The organism is Lewinella sp. LCG006 (assembly GCF_040784935.1).
Taxonomy (GTDB): Bacteria; Bacteroidota; Bacteroidia; order Chitinophagales; family Saprospiraceae; genus Lewinella.
In genome coordinates this window covers 3217510-3240739 of sequence record NZ_CP160680.1, presented here as the reverse complement: position 1 = coordinate 3240739, position 23230 = coordinate 3217510, and the positions used below count along the sequence as shown (strand labels likewise).

The window sequence follows — 23230 nt, the reverse complement described above, 5'->3', positions numbered from 1 at the left end:
TGCAAGCGGAAAATTTCATCCTGAACTTCGTTAGATTTTTCGCCGAATTGCCCGCATTCGGCTGCAAAATCTGCCTAATTCAGAATAAAATTTTATCGCTTTCGCTAAAACAGCCCCCAGCAGAACAACTCTATCGTATCCAAAACTCGATTGTCCAGACCTACCCTGTAGTGGCTGTGACGAGATTGACGAACATTGCCTTTACCCATCATTCCCGACTACAATGGAAAAAGTATCCCCTCCTTCCCGCATTGTCCTCATTGATGCTTTGCGGGGTTTTGCCCTCGCAGGTGTTGCCTTGGTTCACGTCACGGAGCAATATTTGGCTGGTCCGCAGCCACCTGGTTTTATGGAAGGCCTTAATAGTTTGCCCGATGAAATTCTCATGGGTTTCATCTCTTTCTTTATCCAGGGGAAATTCTTTGCCTTGTTCTCCATTTTATTTGGGCTCAGTTTTTCCATCCAGATGGACGGAGCAGAGCGTAAAGGAGAAGATTTTTCCTGGCGTTTCCTCTGGCGAGCCATCTTGCTATTGGTCATTGGTTATGTTCATCACCTCTTCTACCGTGGGGATATTCTGACCATTTATGCCGTGCTTGCGCCATTACTCATTCCTTTCCATCGGCTGTCAAAAGCTTGGGTACTTGGTGCGATGGCCATTTGTTTTTTGAGTTTACCGCGTTTCATCACCTATTTTCTGATGGGTAACGAAGCGTTTTTTGGCTTACCCAGTGATTTCCAAAACCCCTTGGAAACTGCTTACTACGAAACCATCAAAGAAGGGTCGCTGCTCCAGGTCTTTGCCGCCAACGCCGATTACGGGATGAAGGCCAAGATGAGTTTTCAGCTTATGCCCATGGGGCGGCTCTACTATACTTTCGGTTACTTCCTGGTAGGATTGTGGCTAGGGCGGATCGGCTTATTTCAAGATGCGGGCAGCAAGCTCAAGACCGTCAAACGAGCCATGCTTTGGTGTTTGGGGCTGTTTGTTGTAGCGGCAGCCCTCACTGGCCTTACCTTTTCTCAGGCACCACAGCCCATAGATTTCAACCATATTCTTCACGTTGTTGGCGTCAACTTTTTTGACTGGACAAACATCGCCCTGACGGGGATCATTCTGGGGGGCTTCATTCTGCTGTATCACAAAGACTGGTGGCTGCCCAAGCTGGCGTTTTTTGCCCCTTACGGGCGGATGGCGTTGACCAATTACGTCTTCCAATCCATCATTGGTACTTTCCTTTTTTTCGGTTGGGGGCTAGGTTGGATTGGTGAGCTGCGCTACCTCTACCTCGGTCTGATTGCCATTATACTCATCGCCTTACAGGTACACTTTAGTAAATACTGGTTGCGGCACTACAAGTATGGCCCACTAGAGTGGCTGTGGAGAAGTGCCACCTATTGGAAGTGGCAGCCGTTTAGAAAGGAATGAGGCGGTGAGGCAAAACCAACCCTCTGATGGGATAGCCTACTTTCAATTCCGCTCCACCCGCTTGTTGTAGCAAGGTGGCATTCCACTACTTTGTTGGGGGTCTTTCTTTACACAAAGGCAAGGCAAACGCCGACCTTTGATGATGTTTGACTCTCGGCCGATGGTCTTCGTTTTGGTATCAAAATAAAAGGTCCAGGCAGTGGCGTCATTGGCTTCGGTACCTGTCCAGAAGTCGATGCGTTGGTTAGGGGCTTGGGCGGGATTCATGAGGTAACATTCTCCGCTGCCCGTCAGCATTTGATAGGCACGACTGGTTTGTCCACGATAGATGTTATCAATCAAGAAATCCACCTCGCCAATACAAGGTAACCGCCAGCCTTTGGCCTGACAGGCATCCAGGGCTTCCTCCCAGGCGTAGGGGCCGCCCGGTAGTGGGTCGGTCATGAACCAAAGTGGGCCTACCTGCTTGAAGTTGGTACCGTTGAATTCCTGACAAGGCGGGTTGCTGCCAGTGCGGCTTACTCCTCCAGTACCCGTTGGCAAGCGCCCACCAGTGGTGTTAAAACCTTCAGGTGTTCCGCTGAAGATGGTATCGTGTACGGGCACCTCTACGGTATCGCGCACCATGGGGCATTGCCACTCTAGGAGGTAGCGTTGCACCTTTTCGGTAGAGACGGCGGTATTGCGGTATTTACGGAAGAAATCCTGGTAAGCACCACAGGTTTTGGTGGTTTGCAGCATTTGGTAATCTTGCCAGAGCGTGCCACACTTTCTGGTAGCTAACAGCTCGCGAAATTCGGACGCACAAGCAGCTTGCTCACCATATTTATTGAGGTAATTGACGAAAGCTTCGCAGGTGTCGGCTTGCTTAGCGATGTAGCAGGGGTCTTGCTTTTTCGACCAGTTGCTGAGCAGCCAATAGGCTCCGGCTCCGAAGAGGAGAGCCAGTAAGGCGACCAGCAACAACCAGCGCAGGTTACGACTGCGGTTGCTGACGGCAGCACCTGCCGCTGCGGCAGCCACCGGTACCACCGCTTTGGTATCTCCACAGCCGCAGCACTGACGGCTCTGCTCCAAGTCATCGATTTGTTGGAGTACTTCCGGGTCGGCGGAGCTATCATCCTCAGGGAGGAGGGCCTCCAGACGAGCTATCTCGCGGTTGACGTAGGCTTCGATCACTTCACGAGCAGACCCCATTTTATCGATCAGGCTGGCATCAAACACGGGCGTTTTTCCTGCTGATTCCGCACAACTCGTTTGGTGCAGTTCCTGCATGTAGATTTGGAGACACTGAAAGGGTACTTCTCCTTTATCGTTGACTAATCCTGCACACAGTTTTTCTGCGACGGCCGCGGGATCATCAACCTCCATCTTGCCCTTGGATTTGAATAAATCCAACAGGTTGATAGACACATCCATCATCGATTTTTTACTCAGGGGCTGCACCCGGTAGCGATGGGTGAGCAGTGAAGGCAGCATCCCCTCGTATTCGGCCAACGGTGCCAAAAAGGTTTCCCGCAAGGATAAGATCACGCGGTAAGGCAGCCCTTCTTCCGAGGTCAGCTGCTGAACAAAGGCAAAAAAATCATTGCGCTCCTCTTCCGTAACGTCTGTTTCAAATAGTTTTTCCAGTTGATCAAAAACCAGAAAAACGGGCTTTTTGACTTGGTCCTGCAATTGAGGCAACAAAACCATCGGGTCTGCTGCTTCGGGAGCTGGTTTTCTGGTGAGGCTGGCGATTTCTGTGCGTAGCGCTTCTATCAGAGAGGGTAGCATCCCCCCTGCGCCACGACGATGCACAAAAAGTTCGCCGGGAACGGCCTCCATCCGATTGGCAAGGCCGCACTGTATAAGGCTGGTTTTGCCCACGCGTGGTTGCCCGTAGAGCAGCAAAAGTCGGTTGTTGCGCGTCATTGCGTAAAGGTCTTCCACCTCCTTCTTGCGCCCCATAAAAAGAGGGAGGTCTGCTGCTACTTGTGGCTGCAAGACATTGAAAAGTGGCTCACAAGGCCCGCCACCAGAAAACGGAGAGACCCCCATCGAAGGCGACAGCCCCAGAGGTATTCCCATCATGGTTACATCACCTCTTTCTTTGGTGCCAATCCGCAAGGTGCCTGTATTCTCCTCCACCCAAGGGTAGGTATCTACCCCCGTCTGCAAACCCAAATCACTAATGGTAGTTATCCCTTCTATGGCTTCGGGGAGTTCAAAGAAAAGCAGAGGAAAACTATCCGCAGAGCTTGCACTAAGTACTTCTTCAAATACTTCAATTGCCGTCATTTTATCGGTAAATGCAGTACTGGGTCGCACTACCGGCGCATTATTACCAAAGAGTTCAATGGAGTACGCTGCGTTGTTTTTAGTAATGGACACCTTGGTCTTCTTGCGATTCCGCAACTTCAAGACCAGTTCTTCCATAGCCAATAAGGCCGTACTTTTATCTGAATAGACAGGACTGTAAAAGGTTGCCCGCTTGGTGTGCAATTCGTAAAAACATGCTGCCGAGATATAATCCGGGCCTAGGGATTTCAGGATGAATCTCATGTGCTGTGTGTGTCTGCGCAAAAAAGCTATTTCGTTTTCTCTCCCCTAAATGTAGGGAATGTTTGGTATTTGGGAGTGGATTATTTTTTGAACCATCAAGAACAGCCAAGGTTTTTGTACCATATTAGAAAATAGAAGGGATTATAAGGATTAGGCTAGCCACGGTAAATTCATGAATTTACCTGGCAGAAAGGAATAGCTACCACTTATCTAACGTAAAGCGCACATTACCCGCCCCCCCTGTTCTCTAGCATTGCTGGTGTTTCGAAATGAGCCAAATGTCCAGAACTTGCTGTCATAATAAAACTTAAAAAAGCATTTATCATGGGAGCTCACCACCATCAGCACGACTTACAGATCACGCTTGACCCAACGCAGTTTAAGCCCTTGTTCAAAACCCAGGCTTACCGCCACGCGCTGGGGATGGCCTTCGACTGGATCGTTATTGCCTTGGTCATTTATGCCTGTCTGCAATTTTTGAACCCCTTGACGTATCTTTTAGCAGTCATCATTATTGGTGCACGGATGCATGCGCTGGCCATCCTGATGCACGATGCTACCCATTTCCGGTTTCTGAAAAATCGTTATTGGAACGATATGGTTTCTAACCTCCTGACGATGTATCCCTTGTTTACCACCATCGCCATTTATCGCCAAAACCACCTGCGCCACCATCAGCACCTCAATACCGAACACGATCCTGATTGGGTAGCTAAGTTTGGCAAGCCAGCGTTTACCTTTCCTAAGACCAAAAGGGAATTTATGGGCACCCTCCTCTCCTATCTGGTATTGTACCAAGGTATCAAAGATGCGGTGTGGTTCTTGCAGCGTTTTCAGGCACCAGATGCCAAAACCCACACGGTAGAAGAAGCGCGCTGGCCCAAGCTGTTGTTTTACGCAGTACTGTTCACTACCCTTACGCTTACGGGCACTTGGTTGTACTATCTGATGTTTTGGTTTGTACCCTACCTTTCGTCCTTTTTCATGTTTCAGTACATTCGCAGTGTAGCCGAGCATTACGGTGAGATGGCCTACGATGATATGCTGACGTCTACCCGCACCGTGAAGACCAATGCCTTTGAGCGCTTCCTGATTGCCCCTCACCAGGTGGCTTATCACCTAGAGCACCATCTTTATCCTGGCGTACCTTATTACAACCTTCCCAAGCTCCACCACCTATTGATGGAACAAGAAGAGTACCGAGCCAAGGCACATATCACGGAAGGGTATTTGAGTGGTTTGCTCAACGAATTAGGCGAAAAAACGGTAGTGAAAGCGTAGCCTATTTTGGGGTCATACCTTCTCCCGACTGCATAAGTCGGGATCGGCACCGGGCAGTCCACTGCTCCATGCTCTATAGCGTCAGGCTTGAAACCCGATGCTATGGAGCTATGATGCGGCGCACTTCAGGCTACGCCTTGCGCACTGATTTCGGATCGAATTCTGACTGCACCTAGGGTTAATCAGCTCGCCACACGAAAGAGCACTAGAAAACTGACACCTTCAGGGGTCGGCGAAGAATAACTTCCCCATTTGATGCTGCCCTCTTATCTATTGAACAACCAGCTTACCATTTGCCAACCAGCCTTGTTCATCGCTGATGGTGAAGAAATACATGCCGGCAGGCAAGTTTCCACGTTGTAGCCAAAAGCCTTCTTTGCTTCCAGGTAACGTTCTCAGCAGCTTGCCGCTGGCGTCAAACAATTGAAGATGCAAGCTCGTGGATTGTAAAGGGAGTCCTTCTATCCATATTCGAGCACCATTTTTCACGGGATTAGGAGCAATGTTGACAGCTAGATAAGGATTAGCCAACACCACGGTTTCATTCACAATGTCAATAAATTCTTTCACTGTATGAAAGACCGTATTGGTAACAATGGGCGCATTAAAGTCAAAGTAAATGCTGGCACTGTTTTCAATACGTGTCTCCGCTGGCAGGCGATCATCTTGATCTATTTTAAAACTTACGAAGCCCTGGGAAGCCGCTAGGTTTGCACTACTATCTGGCAGTTCAATACCAGGGAAACGGAACACCACCGCTTGGTCTTCAAAGTACCATTCGTAAGGGTGGCTGGAAGGCCCAGGCCGAAAGGTCGAAGGATCTAAAAACGGAGAGAGCTCGTCCTTGATTACCACGCGAAATGCGGTATCTGTCCCCGTATTTTGAAAACGGATAGTATAATTAATTGGGGTATTGGCCAAAATGCCGTGGTCCTCACCAAAGCCTGCGGGGATGGCCTGCTTGTCGTTAGGATCATACGAGCCCACCACAATTGGGCAGTAAGTCACAGCGTAAGGATCCCCCGTATATTGCGCAAACTCATGGAGCAGGGAACTACCTTCATTGGGGCAGGCATCCGCACCAATACTGATCAACTCCGCGCCAGGAGCACCAGGTTCTTGCTGTGCAATCAAAGTATAAGTCGAACCATTTTGCGGTACCACATCAGGGAACATATCTTGATCCGGATCTAAATTGTAAGTACCCTCTCTTAGTAACACAGCATCTTCAATAATCACATATTGCAAATCCGCGGCCATACTTTGTGTACCTACATTTTTAATCTCAAATTGGATATTGCCATCAGCACAGGTATAGCGGGCATTCAAAAGAGCCCCCGACCAGTTCTCCCCTGGAATAGGACAAATCGTATCTGGATAAACATGGGCAGTAATGCAAGATGCCTGCCCCAACAGCATCGTATCACAAGCTAATAATGCCGTGATCATCAAGTTTCCACAATCATCAACGGCTAAATCGCCTAGATCAAAAGTGTAAGTATTGCCCATGACCTGGGTAGGTACGGAGGTAGCGGTAATAAAGGTAAGGTCATCATTGAGTTCTACCTCTATGTAGGCATCTTCGGAGCTAATCGTCCCAATATTGCAATAGTCAATCTCAATTTCCGTCGTATCGCAGGGTCGGAAATTGGTACTACTTATGTGTGTTTCTACCAAGGAGCATTCCACCACCGCCTGAAGTGCGAAATCAACAGTCAGCGTATCCAGGTAATTGACCGTAACGGGGATATCATTCACACAAGGCTCCCAGTAACTACTAAGCGGCGTAATGGAAACGGTATAGTCTACAGGATCGCCATTGGTAACAAAGACGGGGATTGCGTAATTTCCTTGTGCATCCGTATTTCCAAAAAAATTGAGGCTATCATTACTGACTTGTACAACCCAGTCTTCTAGGTTCAAATCATCGGCGCCCGCGGTACAATCTAGATCCAGATCATGAAAAACATTACCACGAATATTGCCCCCCTTAATAATTCCGAAAGTGTCGGTCTTTACAAAATAAGCAAAAGTCGTCCCTGGGTTCATTCCTGAAAAGCGTGCGCCACCCATCAGGTAATGCCCTGCGGGGGTCAGGGTAAGATCATTGAACACATCTGCTGCAAAACCCGCTGCGTTGCCGCTACGAGGGTAGTCGCGTTCCCACAGTGGCGTGCCATCGCTTTGTAGCTTTACAATGAAGGCGTTCTTCACGTTATTACTGAAGTAGGTCAAGCTACCAGAAACCACCAGATTTTCTTGTGTATCCTCGATAATGCCTAGTCCCTCAGCGGTGTAGCTATTGGAGGTATAATTTTGTCGCCAGAGCGTATTCCCGGCAGCATCGATTTTGAGCACATAAAGTGATTCGTCAGCGGTTTGTCCGCAAATGGCGAAGCCACCGTCCGCTGTAAGGATCATATCTTGCGCATCATCGCCTTCGGTATCCGCCAACATCGTTTCGGAAACAGTTTCCCCAAACTCATCGGTTTTGACCAACCAGCTTGTTGTTACTGGTACGGGTAAAAACACCGTATTTTCTTTTAATATCCAATAGCCACCGTCCGCTGCTGGAATGGCTTGTACAGCGTTGTCGCCGCCGAGCGTCATCTGGATATTAGACCACAAAATATTGCCTTCGTAATCTACTTTCACCATCAGTAGATCTGTACCATCATCACCTGGTGTCACATCACTGGTGACGGTACCTAAGGCCATGATTTGCCCATCGTTGGTTTTTATCAAAGAAGCACCAAACACATAGTCTGGGAAAAGATCGTAAAGCGGCTTGTGCCAATCCATTACGTAACCAACTGCCCCAGCGACACGTACCATCTTCACTAAATAAAGTGTCTGGGCCGCCGCAAGTTCGTCGTTTCGTTCCACTAACACGTAGACCGTATCAGCGGTGTTGGTGACTCCCGCAATAGGAAAGTAATCCCACTCGTCATCCTCTCCTGTCGGTAGTTGAACAGCCGATTGACCAGACACTAGATTCTCGTCGCCCGCAACCGTATAGAGGGTAAAAGAAGCCTCTGCCACGCCATTTGTAGCTTGAGCCACTACAATCGCCAGGTTATCGGTATAGCCAATAACGTCGACAATATCGTTCTTCGCAATATCGCCACCACTACCAAAATAAAACCACGTTTGCCAACCTTGCGCACTTACTGCCGCTGTAGCTGCAAGAAGTAATAAGCAGGAGAACACAACTTTGGTCAGAGAGAAAAAGGGGAGATTAGTTTTCATCATTATGTTCTGTTTTATCTTTTGGATCTGTTCTTTCGTAATACGTTCCTGACAAAGGTCACCGATGAAGTGCGGAAACACAAGATCAAATAATGCCATTTGTGGAAATTATTTTTCTATATTTAAGACTAAAACCCCATAAAATAGCACCTCATTTTAATTTATTCGTGGAAATAAAAAATGACATCTCCTCCTCTTTTATACCAATTATTGGAAAAACTAAGTAAACCAGAGCTCCGCGAGATCAAAAAACTGGTGCGATCGCCTTACGTAACCCACCGGCAGGATATCCCATTGCTCTTCAACACCCTAGCCGATTTTTGCTACCAGGGCAAACCACTCCCTGGGAAGGAGCTCTTGTTCCAAACTGTTTTTGGCAATCAGCCCTATGATGATCAACTACTAAGAAGCCTGATGAGCGACCTGCACCTCATCATTGAAAAGTACCTGACCTGGAATACAGCGACGGCAGATGAGGTATCCAGCCATCTTGCTCTAGCCGGATTTTATCGTCAACGAAACCTTCCTAAACATTATAGTAGGACTATAAAAAAAGCAGACCGAAAACAAGGCCAGCAGCCCTATCGAAATGCAGACTTCTTTCAAAATCAACTAAAGTTCCAACTGGAAACCAGCAAGTTTCAATCTACCCAACAAAGGACAGGGCACCTTAATCTACAAGAAATTGGTGATACAATGGATGTGCTCTACCTCGCTCAAAAACTCCGTCACGTTTGTTCACAACTATCACATCGGGCCGTCTATCAAACCGACTATCAGTTTGGCTTACTACAGGGCTGGATTGATCAGCTAGAAGATAGCTCTTACCTGGATATTCCTGCAATTGCCTTGTATTATTACTGTTATCGCTTCTTAACCGAAGCTTATAGCCAAGCCTACTTCCGTAAGTTCCGAGAGCACCTTCTCATCCATTACGCTCAATTTCCACAAGCAGAACTCAAAGACCTGTACCGTGCCGCTATTAATTTTTGTATCAGAAAGCTCAATGAAGGCAGTCTTGAATTTACTCGTGAAGGTTGGGAACTATACCAGGAAGGGCTCCTCAAAGGCTTTTTCATTGAAAATCACCAGTTGTCACGATTCACTTTTGACAATATTGTTGGTTTTGGATTGCGGTTGGAGGAGTTTCTCCCCGTGGCGCAATTTATTGAAAGCTATAAAAGCTACCTGCCCGAGGATTACAAAGAAAGCACCGTTTATTTTAACCTGGCCCGATTAGAGTACGGTCAAAAAAACTATGATAAAGCACTGACACACCTCCAAGCAGCCAACCCTAAAGATTTAGTCAATCAACTGATTGCTAAAACTATTCAGCTTAAAATTTATTACGAAGCCGGAGAATTCAATCTTCTAGAATCCCACCTTGACAGCTTCCGGCTATTTATCCGCAGAAGAGAAGTAAGTGACTATCACCGAAAAAATTTTCAGAACATTATTTCCTATACCCGTAAGTTGATTACCAGTAATCCCTACGATAATCAAGAGACGGAAAAAGTGAAAGAGATGATTTTACAAGAAGAAATCCTGTCAGAACGAAAGTGGCTCCTTCGTAAACTGGAAAAAATGTAAGGCTTATTTCGAAACCTCCTTTGTATATTGGGGAGCTATTGCACAAGTAAACCTAAAAGTAAGATGAAAAAGCTCAACAAAAAGGAAGTAAGTCAGGAAGTATTTGACCTCTACGACCAGTACGCACACAACAAAATAGATCGGCGCACTTTTGTTGAGCAATTATCCATCTACGCCGTCGGTGGACTTACCGTTGCGAGCTTGCTGAACTACTTGATGCCTAAGTACGAAAGCAAGCTGCAGGTACCGGCCAATGATCCGCGCTTAAATTCGGAGTATATCCACTACGACTCACCTGAAGGTGGTGGCAGCATCAAAGGTTTACTCAGTCGCCCGGCAGAAAACGCCGAAAAGCTACCGGGCATCATCGTGGTGCATGAGAATCGCGGCCTCAATCCTCATATCGAAGATGTTACCCGCAGGGCGGGGCTAGCAGGCTTCATTGCCTTGGGGCCTGATGCGCTGACGCCGCTGGGCGGCTATCCTGGCAACGATGACGATGGTCGTACCCTCCAACGGCAACGTGATCGCCAGGAGATGCTCGAAGACTTTATCGCTGCTTATCACTATCTCAAAGAACATCCTGAATGTAATGGTAAAGTAGGCGTAGTCGGTTTTTGCTTTGGCGGCTGGATATCCAACATGATGGCAGTCCGCTTACCCGACATGCCCGCAGCAGTCCCCTTCTACGGAAGCCAACCGGATGCGGAAGATGTACCAAAAATACAAGCAGCACTATTGCTTCATTTTGGTGAATTGGATGAGCGCGTCAACGCTGGATGGCCTGCCTACGAGGCTGCCCTTAAAGAACATGGAAAAACATACGAGGGCTATATCTATCCCGGCGTCAATCACGGTTTCCACAACGACACAACCCCTCGCTACGACAAACCCGCAGCAGAATTGGCTTGGACACGGACCATCGATTTCTTTCGGGAGCACCTGCAATAAGCCCCTATGCTAACGATATCTCTCCTGATTGTCACCGTTACTGTCGCTGCTGTGTTTTGGCTCGATCGGCAGACATCTGCTCCGATCAAAAAGCTGTTGGAATGGTTTCCGGCCATCCTTTTTGCCTACGTCATTCCGGCTTCTATTACGCACCTTTTCGACCTGGATCTGGCTAGTGTACAAATACACCAATGGAGCAAGGAGTTTATTATTCCGCTTGCTATTCTTTTTGTCATGAGTGCGCTTTCCTTTCGGCAACTCAAAATCATTGGCTTACGCCCCGTACTCCTCTTTGTAATCGGTTCGTTGGTGATTGCCATACTCGCCCCTTTGTTGGTATTGTTATCCAGCCTTTTTTCTGATCAATGGACCCAACTCGTCCTCACGGAACAGTACTGGAAAGGCCTCGTTCCTATTGTAGGTGGCTGGATTGGGGGAAGCACTAGCCAGTTGGTACTCAAAGAAGTCGTAGAATGTCCCGAAGGCCTCTTCCTCGCTATCCTGGTGCTAGACAATGTACTCGTCAATATCTGGACCATCCTCATGTTTCAGATGATCAAGCGCAGTGATCAATTCAATGTCTTTTTTGGCATAGAAGATCAAATCCAGGATTTTGTCCCTGATGAGGTAGATCTGGGGACAAGTAACCGCAACAGTATTTTAATGACGTCAATGATTTGCCTGTTGGTGATGTTGGCTACCACCTTTCTTGTGAAAGCGTTTCTCTGGAAAATTGTAGTACTATCTGTAGTGGGCCTGCTCTTGGGCAACTTTGTGCGGATATGGAATCACGGCCTTGTTCTGAAAGCAGGTGGCATACTCATCATCCTGATCATGGCCATCCTTGGCTTAAAGCTCAACTTTGGGGGTTTTTCGCTGCCGCTATCAATTATTGGACTGGTGGTCATCTGGCTCCTTTTGCATTATCTTTTTATGATGCTTACCGCAAAAGCCCTCAAGCTCCATATGGCCTGGGTGCCCATTGCCAGCATGGCCAACCTGGGAGGAATTTCTACTGCTCCTGCCGTCACCGCTGCTTACAACGAAGAGTGGATGCCCCACGCCATTGTATTGGCTATTCTCAGCATGGTCAGTGGTACCACCTGGGGCTTGCTCACTATTTTCCTTTTCCGGTGGATGGGAGGGTGATTTTTAACTCAAGTGACTATGTGGTAAAAGCACTCCCCTACTTGAATAGATTGTTCCGCATTACCAAGCCCTGTAATTGAGTATCCGTAGTAATCTGCTCATCAGGAGGCCAACCCATCATTCCGTCTTTTTCCACATAGCTAAAGTAGATGACGTTGCCATTACCGTTTTCTTCAAAGATGTTCCCGTCCAGCAGCAGAGAAGGGCCTTGATAGATGATGCTGTATTCACTATTTTCGTGAATGAAATTATTCAACACACGCAGATTATCTACATTGTAAGAAGCGATACCTACGATGCCACTACCGTTCAGATCACAGCCTTCTACCAATACATCAGAGCTGTTTTCCAGCAACAAAACATTGCCTGTACAACCTACTGGGCCCGATGGCTCAATGTGGGTAGCTTTGAAATTGATCAATCGAATATTACTGCAATTGGCCACATGAATCACATGGTCCGAAAGCGAATTCACGGTAAGCGTCGAACCGTTTCCATCGATGGTAATATCCTGTTTTCCGTTCAGTAATACTGTTTCGTCCAGCAGGTAATTTCCTTGCTTTAGTTTCACCGAAGCACCAGAGCTGAGCGCATTTAAGGACCTGGATAAATCATCCGTCACCAGTAAACCCGCACTTCCACAAGAAGCAGCCAACAAAGAAGCAAGGGCAATGAAAAGAACTATTTTTTTCATAACAATTGGATATTTCCGGCAAGGTAAACTTTTACTTCAAGATCCCCAGATGAATGATTCGCCCGCCCGTCATATTCACCGGATTGGTGCTTTTGCCAATCACAATACCCGCCTCTGGGGCGTAATAGGTATCGATTACATCTCCAAAAGCATTTTTCAGGACACCGATCACTTGCCCTTTTGCTACTTGCTGTTTCAATTCCACGGGAATGTCCAGCAGCCCTCCTTGGGTGGTATAAACCCAGTAGGACTTTTTACACCAAACGGCCGCTTCCGGTAGACGTTTATTAGCAGGAGGAACCATCTCCAACCACTGCAAAGTATTGAACACCCCGACCACTCCTCGCTGTGTCATCTCGGGCTGATAGACTTGGGGATCTCCGTATTCTACGGTGATGGTAGGAATACCATTCAAGACAGCTTCGGCGCGTAAGGTACGAGGGCTACTCGCACTTGCTCCTGCCGACGGAATACCTTTGTTATCCAGAATAATATCAGCATCCTGCAAAACAGCCATCTTGGCCATCTTTTCATCCGCCATGTCTGCGCGAACATACAAGCTGTTGATGCGACCAAAACTGGCGGTGTGCATGTCAATTTGGTAATCGAAGTGCCGGACAATTTTGTCGAAGATGCGAAAAGCATACTGTTCACTACGGTTCCCGTTCTCCTTGCCCGGAAAGGCGCGGTTCAGGTCTTCATCATCCACAAAGCGGCGACTGTCCAGGTTCAGACTGATGACATTGAGACCGGGAACACCAACGACCGTGCCCCGCAAGCTCTCCAAATCCAACTGTTGAAACACCTCCTGGATGATCGGAATGCCATTCAATTCATTGCCGTGAATAGCGGCAGTCAGTCCTAATACCGGCCCTTCTTCCCTACCTTTCGCCACCATAATGGGCACGTACACGGGTTGGCCCAGGCCATTATCTACCAAATGGAGGTAGTATTTGCTAATCTTACCAGCGGGGGCGGCGCTGAGGTCCAGCTCAGTGATGATTTGGATATCGCTTTGGCTGTGTAAAACGCCAAATTGACAAACGACATACAGTAGCAATAACATATACCTTTTCATAATTCTTGGTTTACTTTATGACGGCTCAGCTTGTTTTTTTCAAGTAACACTTACAGATTCATTTCCTGGAATGAAGATAGTCTAGTATCCCTATTTAAAAAAAAGAACACCCCTCCATATTATTGAAATACGGAAGGGGGTGTTATTTGCTTTTCAGCTAAAAACCAGCAAACCCATCATTGCTGTGCCAAGGCTGCCCGTGCATCATTGTCCTGTATCGGTACCGTTTGCAGAAAAGCCCAGATCGCTGCGACCTCATCATCGGTGAGCGAGGTGAAGGGTGGCATGGTTGGGGATAGCATCCGTCCATCGGGCCGGCGTGCTTCCCGGATGGCTTTGCCAAAATCCTCCACGGTCCATGCTCCCAGTCCATGCTCGGGGTGCATGGTCAGGTTGGCGGAGATGGTCAATGCCCCAGCCAAGCCTCCCACGGGGTTACCTCCACCATAATACCCTTGAGAAAGCGAAGGCTCATGGTCATTATTCGTCTCGAAAGACGCCGAGTGACACTGGTAGCAACTGTACACGGCATTTGCCAGGTATTCGCCCTGAGCAACCAGATCGTCCGACGGAGGAGGGGCTACCGGACCAGTGGGCATCGGTGCAGGTTTAAACACCCATCTCGTCAATGCCTTTCCGATAAAGTTCAACTTATTGTCGGGCCAGTACTTCTCTACCGGCTGCACCATGGGGGCATCCGAGCGCAGGTACGCAATCACACGGTAGAGGTCTTCATCTGACATCCTGAAAAACTGAGGCATGATCGGCACCAACTGCGAGCCATTGGGCCGAATCCCCGTGCGGATAATGTGAACCAACTCTTCGTCGGTATACTTTCCCAGTCCCGCCTCCGGGTGGTTGGTCAGATTGGCGATGTAGACGTCTCCGAAATCCTTCTCCGGCAGAGGCCGCCCCGCCAGGTTGCCGTCCTGATTACGATGACAAAGCGTGCAACTCATGGATACGATCCGGGCACCCTCCGCCAGGGCGAGTGAATCACCGTAAGGGATCGTAACGTTTTCGGGTAACCGAACTTCGTGCACCGGAAGAGGGGCCAAAGTATTGTAGGTTGCAACCAGGGCCATAAGCACAGCCACACCACCTACTACCCACAGCAGTATTTTGATTAGCTTAGACATAAAAATGGCATTTGGGTGAAGAGATTACCCCTCGGTGGGCGGGGCAAAAGAAACGATTGGCGTTACCTGAAAAAGATGAATGACCCACTTGTTTCCGCTCTTCTTAAGGGTCGCTGTCGCTACACCTTTAAAAGCACTTACTTCCGTACCCATGGCATTCGTACTGTTGGCATCAACATTTATCGTCACGGTCGCAATGGCAGGACTGAGGTACTGCACCTTTTCTTCCGCAAAAGCGGCGTGTCCCGTTTGGCCTTCCAGACTTTTGAAATAACCACTATGTAGCGTGATCATCTCTGCCCGGCCTTTCATTCGCATGCCGTAGGGGTTAACCAGCTCTCCATCTTCTGCGAAGAAACTCCCGTAAGCCTCGGCATCGTACGCAAAGAAAGTAGTAATAGCTTCGCGAACCGTCGCTACTGCGGGATCGCTCTGCTGTGCGAATAAACCAGTAAAAAGAGAAGTGCAAAAGACGAGCGTAAAAACAATGATGTTCTTCATGATAAATTGATTTTAGGTTAATAAAAAAGAACACCACAAAGATGAGGCAGGCACCAAGGCAAGCGCTAACAGCCTCGTCGCAAATCTTGACTCATTTGTCGCAACAGGCTCTTAAATCACTCACTACCATTTGAGACTGCCCCCATAAGTAGTAGGAAACACTACGGTGCCACCTCACTGGGCAAGACCCCAAAAGCAGCCTTAAAGGTTTTAGAAAAATAAGAGAAGTTCCCAAAGCCCACTGCCAGGGCAATTTCCGAAACGGTACCCCCGCCCTGCTCCAGGAGACTTTTTGCTCTTTGGAGACGAAAATTGCGGATGATCACCGTGGGTGATTGATCCGTGAGGGCTTTCAGCTTGCGGTGTAGTTGGCTGCGGCTAAAAGCGACCGCATCTGCCAGGTCTTCCACCGAAAACTGCTCATTATCGATATTGGCTTCAATGGCAGCTTGAACTTTTTGAATAAATTGCTCATCAGCAGAAGTAACCGCTACTTCGCTGGGTTGTAATACCATGGTTCGGCTATAGCGCTCGCGGAGTTGTGCACGCTGACGGATCAGGTTCTGTACCCGCAGCTGTAGCTCACGTCCATCAAAGGGTTTGGTCAGGTACTCATCAGCACCCGTTTCCAGCCCGGCCAGCTTATGGTCTTGGCCCGCTTTGGCGGTAAGGAGGATAACCGGGATGTGGCTCGTCCGCTCGTCGGACTTCAGGGTTTCACACAATTCAAAGCCATCCATTTTGGGCATCATCACATCGCTCACGATGAGATCTGGGGTGTTTTCGATGGCCAATTCAAGGCCTACCTGCCCATTTTCAGCGGTGATAATGTGGTAACTGGCTCCCAGTTGTTCCGCAATATAATTTCGTAGGTCTACATTGTCTTCTACAATCAAAACAGTGGGCACTTCATCATCTACACCTTCGGCAATAGCGCCACTAGCGGCTGGAGACGGAAACCCAGGAAGTGCTAGCGGCACTGCTTCGGTTGAATCCTCCTCCAGTGCTGCCGTATCCAATTGCGAAAAATGCTCCGGCAGGAAAGGTAATAGCAGGATAAAGGTTGTTCCCTTGCCCTCTTCACTCTCTACTTTTATTTGCCCGTCCAGCATTATGACCAGCTCTTGCACCAGAGCCAATCCGATACCCGTCCCGCGTGCTTCCGTTCCTTCTACCTGATAAAAACGATCAAAAATACGATCAAGATCAGCGGCTTTGATCCCTGGTCCGGAATCAGCAATCCGCATTTGCAAGCCCTCGACTTTGGCTTCCGCCTGAAAGGTTACTCGCCCTCCCTCTGGCGTAAACTTAAAGGCATTGGAGAGCAGGTTGACCAATATTTTCTCCCATTTATCGCGATCAAAAACTGCTTGTGGCAGCTGTTCAGGAAAGCTTATTTCATAATCAATCTGCTGCCTTTCGGCCAAACTTTCAAAAGAATAAACGAGCGCCCGCAGTAGCGGCAACAAGTCCCCCTGCTGCAAATGTAGCTGTAGCTGACCGCCATCAATTCTAGATAAATCCAGCAGCTGATTGACCAGCAACAACAAGCGTTGTGTACTCCGTTCGATCAATTGCAGGTAGCGGGTTTTCATCGTTACTTCCTCTGGCACCTCCACGTCAAGTCGTCTATTAATTCCTTCAAGGGCCTGCTGTACAGGGCCAAGAATGAGCGTCAGCGGCGTGCGAAACTCGTGGCTGATGTTGGCGAAAAAGGTGGATTTCAATTGATCCAAGCTCCTCAATTTATCGGCCTCAGCGCGCTCCAGTTGAGCTTCCAAAGCAGCCTCCCGGACACGGCTTTTCTGCCGACTACGGACGAATTGAAAGATACTCGTCAGCGCCAGCGCGAAAAGCGCAGCTCCCAACAGTGTATAGTTCCGCAAGCGGCTTTGCCGATTCAATTCAAGTGCCTGTTCGGCCAGCTGCGCCTTTTGTTGTTCATTTTGGTACTTCCGTTCCAAGCCAGCAATCACCTCCAGGTTTTGCTCCTGTAGCAGGCTGTCTTGCAGTATTTTTTGCTGTTGCAAATGAAAGTAGGCCTGCTGATAATCATTTTGTTGCTCAAAGAGTCGAGCTAATATTCCATGAGCATCTTGGGCCAGGTTCAGTGGGCCATTTTCGCGCGTCATTTCCAGACTACGATTGAGGTAATCAATAGCTTCTGTATAGCGCCCTAGATTGAGGTAGGTCTCTCCGATAGCATTGTAATTCGGAGCTAGATACTGGATACGGTCTGTGTCTTCAAAATACGTATTGGCTTTGAGTAGGTAGGGAACTGCTGCTTCATTTTTTCCGGCAATCAGCAGTGCATTGCCCATGTTCTGATAAGCAATTGCTGCACTTGCATCATCCTCTCCCAACTGCGCACTTTCCAGCGCTAGCTGATGGTAAAACAAGGCACTGTCTAATTGGTCATTGGTAGAAAAAAAATTCCCCAGGTCGGTATAGGCATAATGCCACTCCGAGGGGTCAATATGTTTTTTGCGCAAAGCCAAACCTTCTCTCAAGTAAAAAAGGGCTTGCTCGGGTTGCTCACTCAGGTCAAATGCTTCCCCCAGGTCATTGTACACACGGGCCAGCCAGTCATAACTTTCTTCCGCTTTTAGTACTTCTACGGCCTTCAGCAAATGCACAATCGCTTGGTCCAACTTACGCATCGTCGTGTACGTCGCTCCCATGTTATGATGAATCGCTCCCACAGCAAAGGTATTCCCCAACTGCTGCTGCACTAAAATATGCATACTGTCTTCGATCAAAGACTCCGCCATTCGATCCATATTGTAGTAAGCATAACTCCGGATTTCGTGAGCAAAGGCTTCTCCTTTCAGGAATCCTATAGCTTGGGATTCCGCCATGATCTCATTCGCGATTTGCAACGAAGTGTCGCGCATATCGTACTCACGTGCCAGGCTCAACTTTAACCAAATACGGGTTTCAGCATCCTTCTCCGTCGTCAGCTCTTGCAACAGGCTATCACGATAGTTAGTCTGAGCGATCAGGTCATCCGTCAGAAATAGGTTAAAACTCCCCATTAAAAGTAGCAGGACAGGTGTTTTCATAACGTAAGTGTTCGTCTTCAGCAATGCGCCACCTACTAATTTACGTTAATCCTCAAACTATTCAACAGGTTTAATACCACATAGCCATATGAGTTAAGAAACGATATGACTATGTGGTAAAAAACCGTGCTTACGCAGCTAAAAACCTACACCGGCTCCAGCGCAAATGCGGCCAAGTCTGAAGCATCAAAGCTGTTCAGGATGGAAGTACCGTTGGTATGCAGCCCATCTACATGGAGATGTTCCGCGAAAGCGGCCTTGTCTGGGCAAGTACCCAACAGGGTGGCTACCTTGACTTTATTGCGGTAAATATCATCCGTTCCCAGGGTGTAGTTGCTGGTAGAACCAATAACCATCCCTCCGGTGTCGGCGCTGGCCAGTGGGTCGCTGCTGTTGCCTCGTGCCACATTGAAACTAAAGGTGGCAAAATCATTGGGGTGGCTCGCCCGAATTCGGAAGTTGACATCAGAGCTGGCTTTGTCGTTGTATTTTACAAAACCACACTCGGTAGACGAAGCTCGCCCATCCACCTCTACATTGTAGATCGTAGCGGTACTTTTCTGGTTATCTACCCGCACTTTCATCCGGAAGGGCCGGAAACTGTCCTCTCCAGCGGATAAAAGATAAGTACTACCAGCAGGTTGGGACTGCCCGGTATTCGTCGGATTCGAGATTTGATTCACGGCATCAGCTACATTTTGGCGTACACCGGCTGCGTTGAAGAACTCGAGCTTGAACTCGTAGAGGCCATCGCCCCTCAGCGAGGTGGTATCTACGATCATGGTCACCGTATTTTGGTCCCATTCCGCCGTTGGGTTGTTGGCTACGTTGGCACCTTTCGGTGAAACGGGTGGAATCTTGTAGCCCTGCACACTCCCAATCGGGAATGGCCCAAGTGGGAAGTGCTGCGTTTGGAAAGTCGTAATCACACCGCTGGTCACCTCTATGGTATAAGCCTTACTGATGGCACGGGTATCCAGTGGTGCCCACTGCTGCTCGGAAGCCGAAGCTGCGATGAGCTTGTCGTTGTGCGTCTTGCGGTACGACCAAAGGTAGTGGGTGACGTTACCACTAGGGAAGCCGCTGCCAAACTGCACTACCAAGGCGAGGTTGCTGGCAAATGGGCGTACATGCTTGTTCGCCAATCCGTATCCCAGGCTACTGGTGGCATAACGCGTCAGGCCCGCCGTACGGAAGGTCTTGCCTTGCTGAGAAATACTTGCTCCCAACTGTTGCTCAATGTGGCTCACTTGTGCGCCCCAACCGATGGTCTTCACCCAGGCTATTTCTCCAGCCAGTGGCTCAAAGCAGCCCATGGGTACGCGTGGGTCGGTCACCCGGATATTCACTTCTTTGCCACATTCGTAATTCCAATGTGTATAGCAAGGAATGGGCGGCTTGTAGACGGTGGTGAGCTCGCCGTGGATTTCGTACTCGACCCAGAAGTAGAGGTCGGCTTTTTCTTCCAATATCTGCCGCCAGAAACAGGCCTCAAAGCGACCATTAAAATCGGTGCGCACCGTCGTAATTTCATCACAGCGATAGAACCAGGGCCAAAACATGGGCCACAAGCACAGGTACGGCATGAATACCAAGCGTTGGTCAATGATCAACTTGCGCATTTGTTCAGCACTGGCGTTGTTCAGTTGCAAACGTACTTCTTGTGGCAAGTTAATCGTGGCCAAACTAGCAGCTTGTTGCTGAATGGGCTGCCCTCCGATGGAACGTAATTCCTGCGCAGCCATACGCGCAAACGGACGCGGCGGCAGTGGCAAAGGTTGCTCTCCAAAAATAGGAGGATCAGGAAGGGGGTCTGGAATAGGGATAGGGATGCGTTCTAGCAAAATATCGCGGAAACGATCCAGAATATGGTCGGGCACCAGCGGTACCAGCCGCAGGAAGGGGTCTACCTCACAGATGTGCACGAGGGCATTGCACAGGGGCATATCCTGCCAGCTGCCGTCGATCAGGAAGCGCTTGGTCACGCGACCCTGCGTACAGCAGCGGTACCACCACCAGCGCTGAACCAGCTGATCAGGGATACGCGAAATATCGATTTCGTTCTTTTTACCCAGCCGAATGGTGGGCTCGTAAGCTTGCAGGCGCTCGGCGGCAGCCAAGCTTTTAGGTTCCAGCCCTTTAGGCGGTTCCGGCATCACAAAGACCCGCGCATACCGCAGTTCTTCGGGCTCCAAATTAAAATAAAGTTTATCGCCTTTGGGTTGGGTACGGGCCAGCAAGTGGCCATCCCGGTTATACGCCAACGCGATCAATCCTTCGGGCAACTCTACACGGGAGTCGTCCTTAGCTACAGGTTTCTTAGCCATGGTTTTTGGGTTTTAAGGTGTTGTAGTATTCCTTGGTTTTATTAGCCACAGGGACGCGGAGGCACAGCGTTTTTTAGCCACGAAGGCACTAAAGCACAAAATAGCACGGAATATATTTTTGTGCATTTTGGTGTTCCTGCCTGCCCGTGAGGCACGGAGGATTTTTAAAAAACCGCTACTACTTCTGTGATAACAGCTTATAAACCAGGAGTACTACAGTTGTTAATAGTACCCTTTTATACCCGTGAAGGAGGGAGCGTTACCGATCGGTGTGTTTTTATTTTGCTTTCTTTAAGCACTTGGCTCACTGGCGGATTCTATAGTACCTTTTGCTTTATGGCTTCTCTGATTAAGTCTTCATGTTCTTGGCTTCCATATTTGAATTCTTTTTCCCCAATCTTAATTGTTTTAGCTTTTTTTGGTTCCTTGAAGAAGTTACCCCACCTGCCGCAAAAACCACTCCTTCTCGCCAAAGATTTCGGCGTCTTCGATGCGCTGTCGGAAGGCGGTGCGGGCTGCTTTATCCATCGCTGGGAGTTGGAGCAGTTGGCGGGTAAAAGCCAGCAGGTGATGGTAATGGGCCTTGCGATAGCCCAGGTCTTTGCTGCGCTGGAGATAAACGCGGAGACTTTCGAGTAGGCTTTCCAATGGGTTCAACTCACCTAATTCGTAGTAGATCTTGAGTTGCAGCACGCGAGCCCCCAAGTAGATAAAAGAGGCTTTGGTATCTACCAGTACCAGCTGACGTAGGCTTTCTTCTTGTTCGCCCTGTTCGTAGTAGATTTTGCCGAGGCAAAAATGGTAGAGGGGTACCCTGAATTCAGGCTTAAGGGAGGACTGGTACTCCTTGACAAAACGGATGGCCCACTGGTAGTCGCCAAGTATTGCGGCCAGCACTACGATGTTGACGTAAGTGCTTTCCAGCAATACCCCATCATCGAGGAGGTAGCCCTGGGCCAGGCTGAGGCGATAAAGCGCGAGGGCCTCCTCGGCGTAGACTTTGGCACCGGTGTTGAGTTGGCGAATGTAGACGTTGATGACGAAGGTGTACAGGTCGCGCATCTCGTAGGGTGGAAAATACCGCTGGTAGCTTTCTATAGCTTGCCGAAACTGGCTGAAATAGATTTCTTCCTCCTCGGCATTGATGGCGCGGTAGCAATAGTAATAGATGGCGATGGCTGGCACCTGAAGGTAAGCCGGGTGGTTTTCTACATAAGCCAAGACCTCGGGCAACAGGCCAATGTCGTACTGCTCGGGATTGATCGTTTGCCGGGAGAGGGCGTTGCAGGCCTGTCGGAGTTTGGCGGCCAGAAAGTAGGCATCGAGTTCATTGCTGACTTCCTGTAGGTTGGTTTTGGCTTTGCGATTGCTACTAAGAATGTAATCGTAACGTTCGAAAGAGAAATCGTGCCGATTTTGAAGGTAGGCCGTATCGCGAAAGTCTTGTTTTTCGAGGGCCAAGCCCGCATCCCGGATGGCTTCGGCGAAGTACTTCTCCTGCTGAAGCTTGCGGTAAGCTTTGGCGAGATGAAACTTGGTCTGGGCCTCATCTTTACGGATTTGCTGAAGCGCCAGAAACTCTTCGAGCAGCTTGAACAGGCGAGAGGTCAGCAGGTTCCATTGGGTACGGGAGAACGGTTGATCAGGAAACAAGGCCTGCCAGTGATCTTCGGCTGGGGCAGCGCGGCCTTTTCTTTCCAACCAATAGTCCAACAGCTGTTGGAGATCCTCGCGTTTGTTGAACAACGGAGAATCGACGAAATGCCGAAACTGGGTTTGCTCGCGGGAATGGAGCTGGTGGAGGACTTGGAAGAGTTTCATGCTTTATAGATTATTTGGCCTAGCGATGTGCAGTAGCTGGCCTATAGGGCCAGGCCCGTAAGGGTTGAGCGAACTGCGAAACGCCTGCCTGCTGCAGGCAGGTAGCGCCCGACCGTTAGGGAGGGAGGCCCCGTATAGAAAAGGTGCAAGATGAGGTAATCGCGCAGAGACGCAGAGCCCGTCTGGCCAGCCGGACAGGCCCGCAGAGGTTTTTAACAGCTGATGATCAAGTGGATGCACCCCGGTAATTATTCATTAGGCACTCATTTTATCCAATTATCAAATCGGAATTCAAACATTCAATTAATCTGTACCCAAATATAGCTTATAGACTGTTTTACAGGTAATTAAATTTTACAAAATATGTACTAAACAAAAATAATGTTCTTTTGAAACCCGATAAGAAGAAGCACTT

The 23230-nt window shown here is 48.8% G+C and carries 14 protein-coding genes; 5 read left to right on the top strand and 9 right to left on the bottom strand.

The features are described 5' to 3' along the window. The first annotated feature begins 223 nt into the window (after positions 1–223). A complete protein-coding gene (locus tag AB0L18_RS11590; protein WP_367392751.1) occupies positions 224–1429 on the top strand; it encodes a DUF418 domain-containing protein in 1206 nt (401 codons plus the stop codon). Between the two features lie 42 nt (positions 1430–1471). On the opposite strand, the gene AB0L18_RS11585 is transcribed toward AB0L18_RS11590, so the two are convergent. Beyond that, positions 1472–3973 carry a hypothetical protein gene (locus AB0L18_RS11585; RefSeq protein WP_367392750.1) on the bottom strand — a complete coding sequence of 834 codons (2502 nt, stop codon included), beginning with the start codon at positions 3971–3973 and terminating at the stop codon, positions 1472–1474. 324 nt (positions 3974–4297) lie between these two features. Here AB0L18_RS11585 and AB0L18_RS11580 point away from each other — a divergent pair, with 324 nt between their 5' ends. Continuing rightward, a complete protein-coding gene (locus tag AB0L18_RS11580; protein ID WP_367392749.1) occupies positions 4298–5254 on the top strand; it encodes a fatty acid desaturase family protein in 957 nt (318 codons plus the stop codon). A gap of 270 nt (positions 5255–5524) precedes the next feature. Here AB0L18_RS11580 and AB0L18_RS11575 read toward each other — a convergent pair whose 3' ends face one another. Continuing rightward, complete coding sequence (locus AB0L18_RS11575; protein WP_367392748.1) at positions 5525–8506, bottom strand: T9SS type A sorting domain-containing protein; 2982 nt, start codon at positions 8504–8506, stop codon at positions 5525–5527. 177 nt (positions 8507–8683) lie between these two features. Here AB0L18_RS11575 and AB0L18_RS11570 point away from each other — a divergent pair, with 177 nt between their 5' ends. The 3 genes from AB0L18_RS11570 to AB0L18_RS11560 all read left to right on the top strand — a co-directional run bounded on the left by AB0L18_RS11570 (position 8684) and on the right by AB0L18_RS11560 (position 12193). Further along, positions 8684–10093, top strand: coding sequence for a hypothetical protein (locus tag AB0L18_RS11570; RefSeq protein WP_367392747.1), 1410 nt, complete (start codon positions 8684–8686; stop codon positions 10091–10093). A 63-nt stretch (positions 10094–10156) separates the two neighbouring features. Further along, positions 10157–11044 (top strand): dienelactone hydrolase family protein, encoded by an 888-nt coding sequence (locus AB0L18_RS11565; RefSeq protein ID WP_367392746.1) that lies wholly within the window; start codon positions 10157–10159, stop codon positions 11042–11044. Between the two features lie 6 nt (positions 11045–11050). After that, positions 11051–12193: a DUF819 family protein gene (locus AB0L18_RS11560; RefSeq protein WP_367392745.1), complete on the top strand. Its 1143-nt coding sequence runs from the start codon at positions 11051–11053 to the stop codon at positions 12191–12193. A gap of 37 nt (positions 12194–12230) precedes the next feature. Here AB0L18_RS11560 and AB0L18_RS11555 read toward each other — a convergent pair whose 3' ends face one another. From AB0L18_RS11555 to AB0L18_RS11525, 7 genes are all read right to left on the bottom strand, one after another. Then, entirely contained in the window at positions 12231–12887 is a 657-nt protein-coding gene (locus tag AB0L18_RS11555) for a right-handed parallel beta-helix repeat-containing protein (RefSeq protein ID WP_367392744.1), read from the bottom strand. 31 nt (positions 12888–12918) lie between these two features. After that, positions 12919–13965 (bottom strand): succinylglutamate desuccinylase/aspartoacylase family protein, encoded by a 1047-nt coding sequence (locus AB0L18_RS11550; protein WP_367392743.1) that lies wholly within the window; start codon positions 13963–13965, stop codon positions 12919–12921. 176 nt (positions 13966–14141) lie between these two features. After that, the gene (locus tag AB0L18_RS11545; protein ID WP_367392742.1) at positions 14142–15104 is read right to left on the bottom strand and encodes a cytochrome c; all 963 of its coding nucleotides are present in this window, start codon (positions 15102–15104) and stop codon (positions 14142–14144) included. A gap of 24 nt (positions 15105–15128) precedes the next feature. Continuing rightward, positions 15129–15605 (bottom strand): SgcJ/EcaC family oxidoreductase, encoded by a 477-nt coding sequence (locus AB0L18_RS11540; protein WP_367392741.1) that lies wholly within the window; start codon positions 15603–15605, stop codon positions 15129–15131. Positions 15606–15766: 161 nt separating this feature from the next. Further along, on the bottom strand, positions 15767–18667 hold the full coding sequence (locus tag AB0L18_RS11535; protein WP_367392740.1) for a response regulator: 2901 nt from the start codon (positions 18665–18667) through the stop codon (positions 15767–15769). A gap of 146 nt (positions 18668–18813) precedes the next feature. Next, positions 18814–20994 carry a hypothetical protein gene (locus tag AB0L18_RS11530; protein WP_367392739.1) on the bottom strand — a complete coding sequence of 727 codons (2181 nt, stop codon included), beginning with the start codon at positions 20992–20994 and terminating at the stop codon, positions 18814–18816. Positions 20995–21429: 435 nt separating this feature from the next. Further along, positions 21430–22815 (bottom strand): hypothetical protein, encoded by a 1386-nt coding sequence (locus AB0L18_RS11525; RefSeq protein WP_367392738.1) that lies wholly within the window; start codon positions 22813–22815, stop codon positions 21430–21432. Positions 22816–23230: the final 415 nt, after the last annotated feature.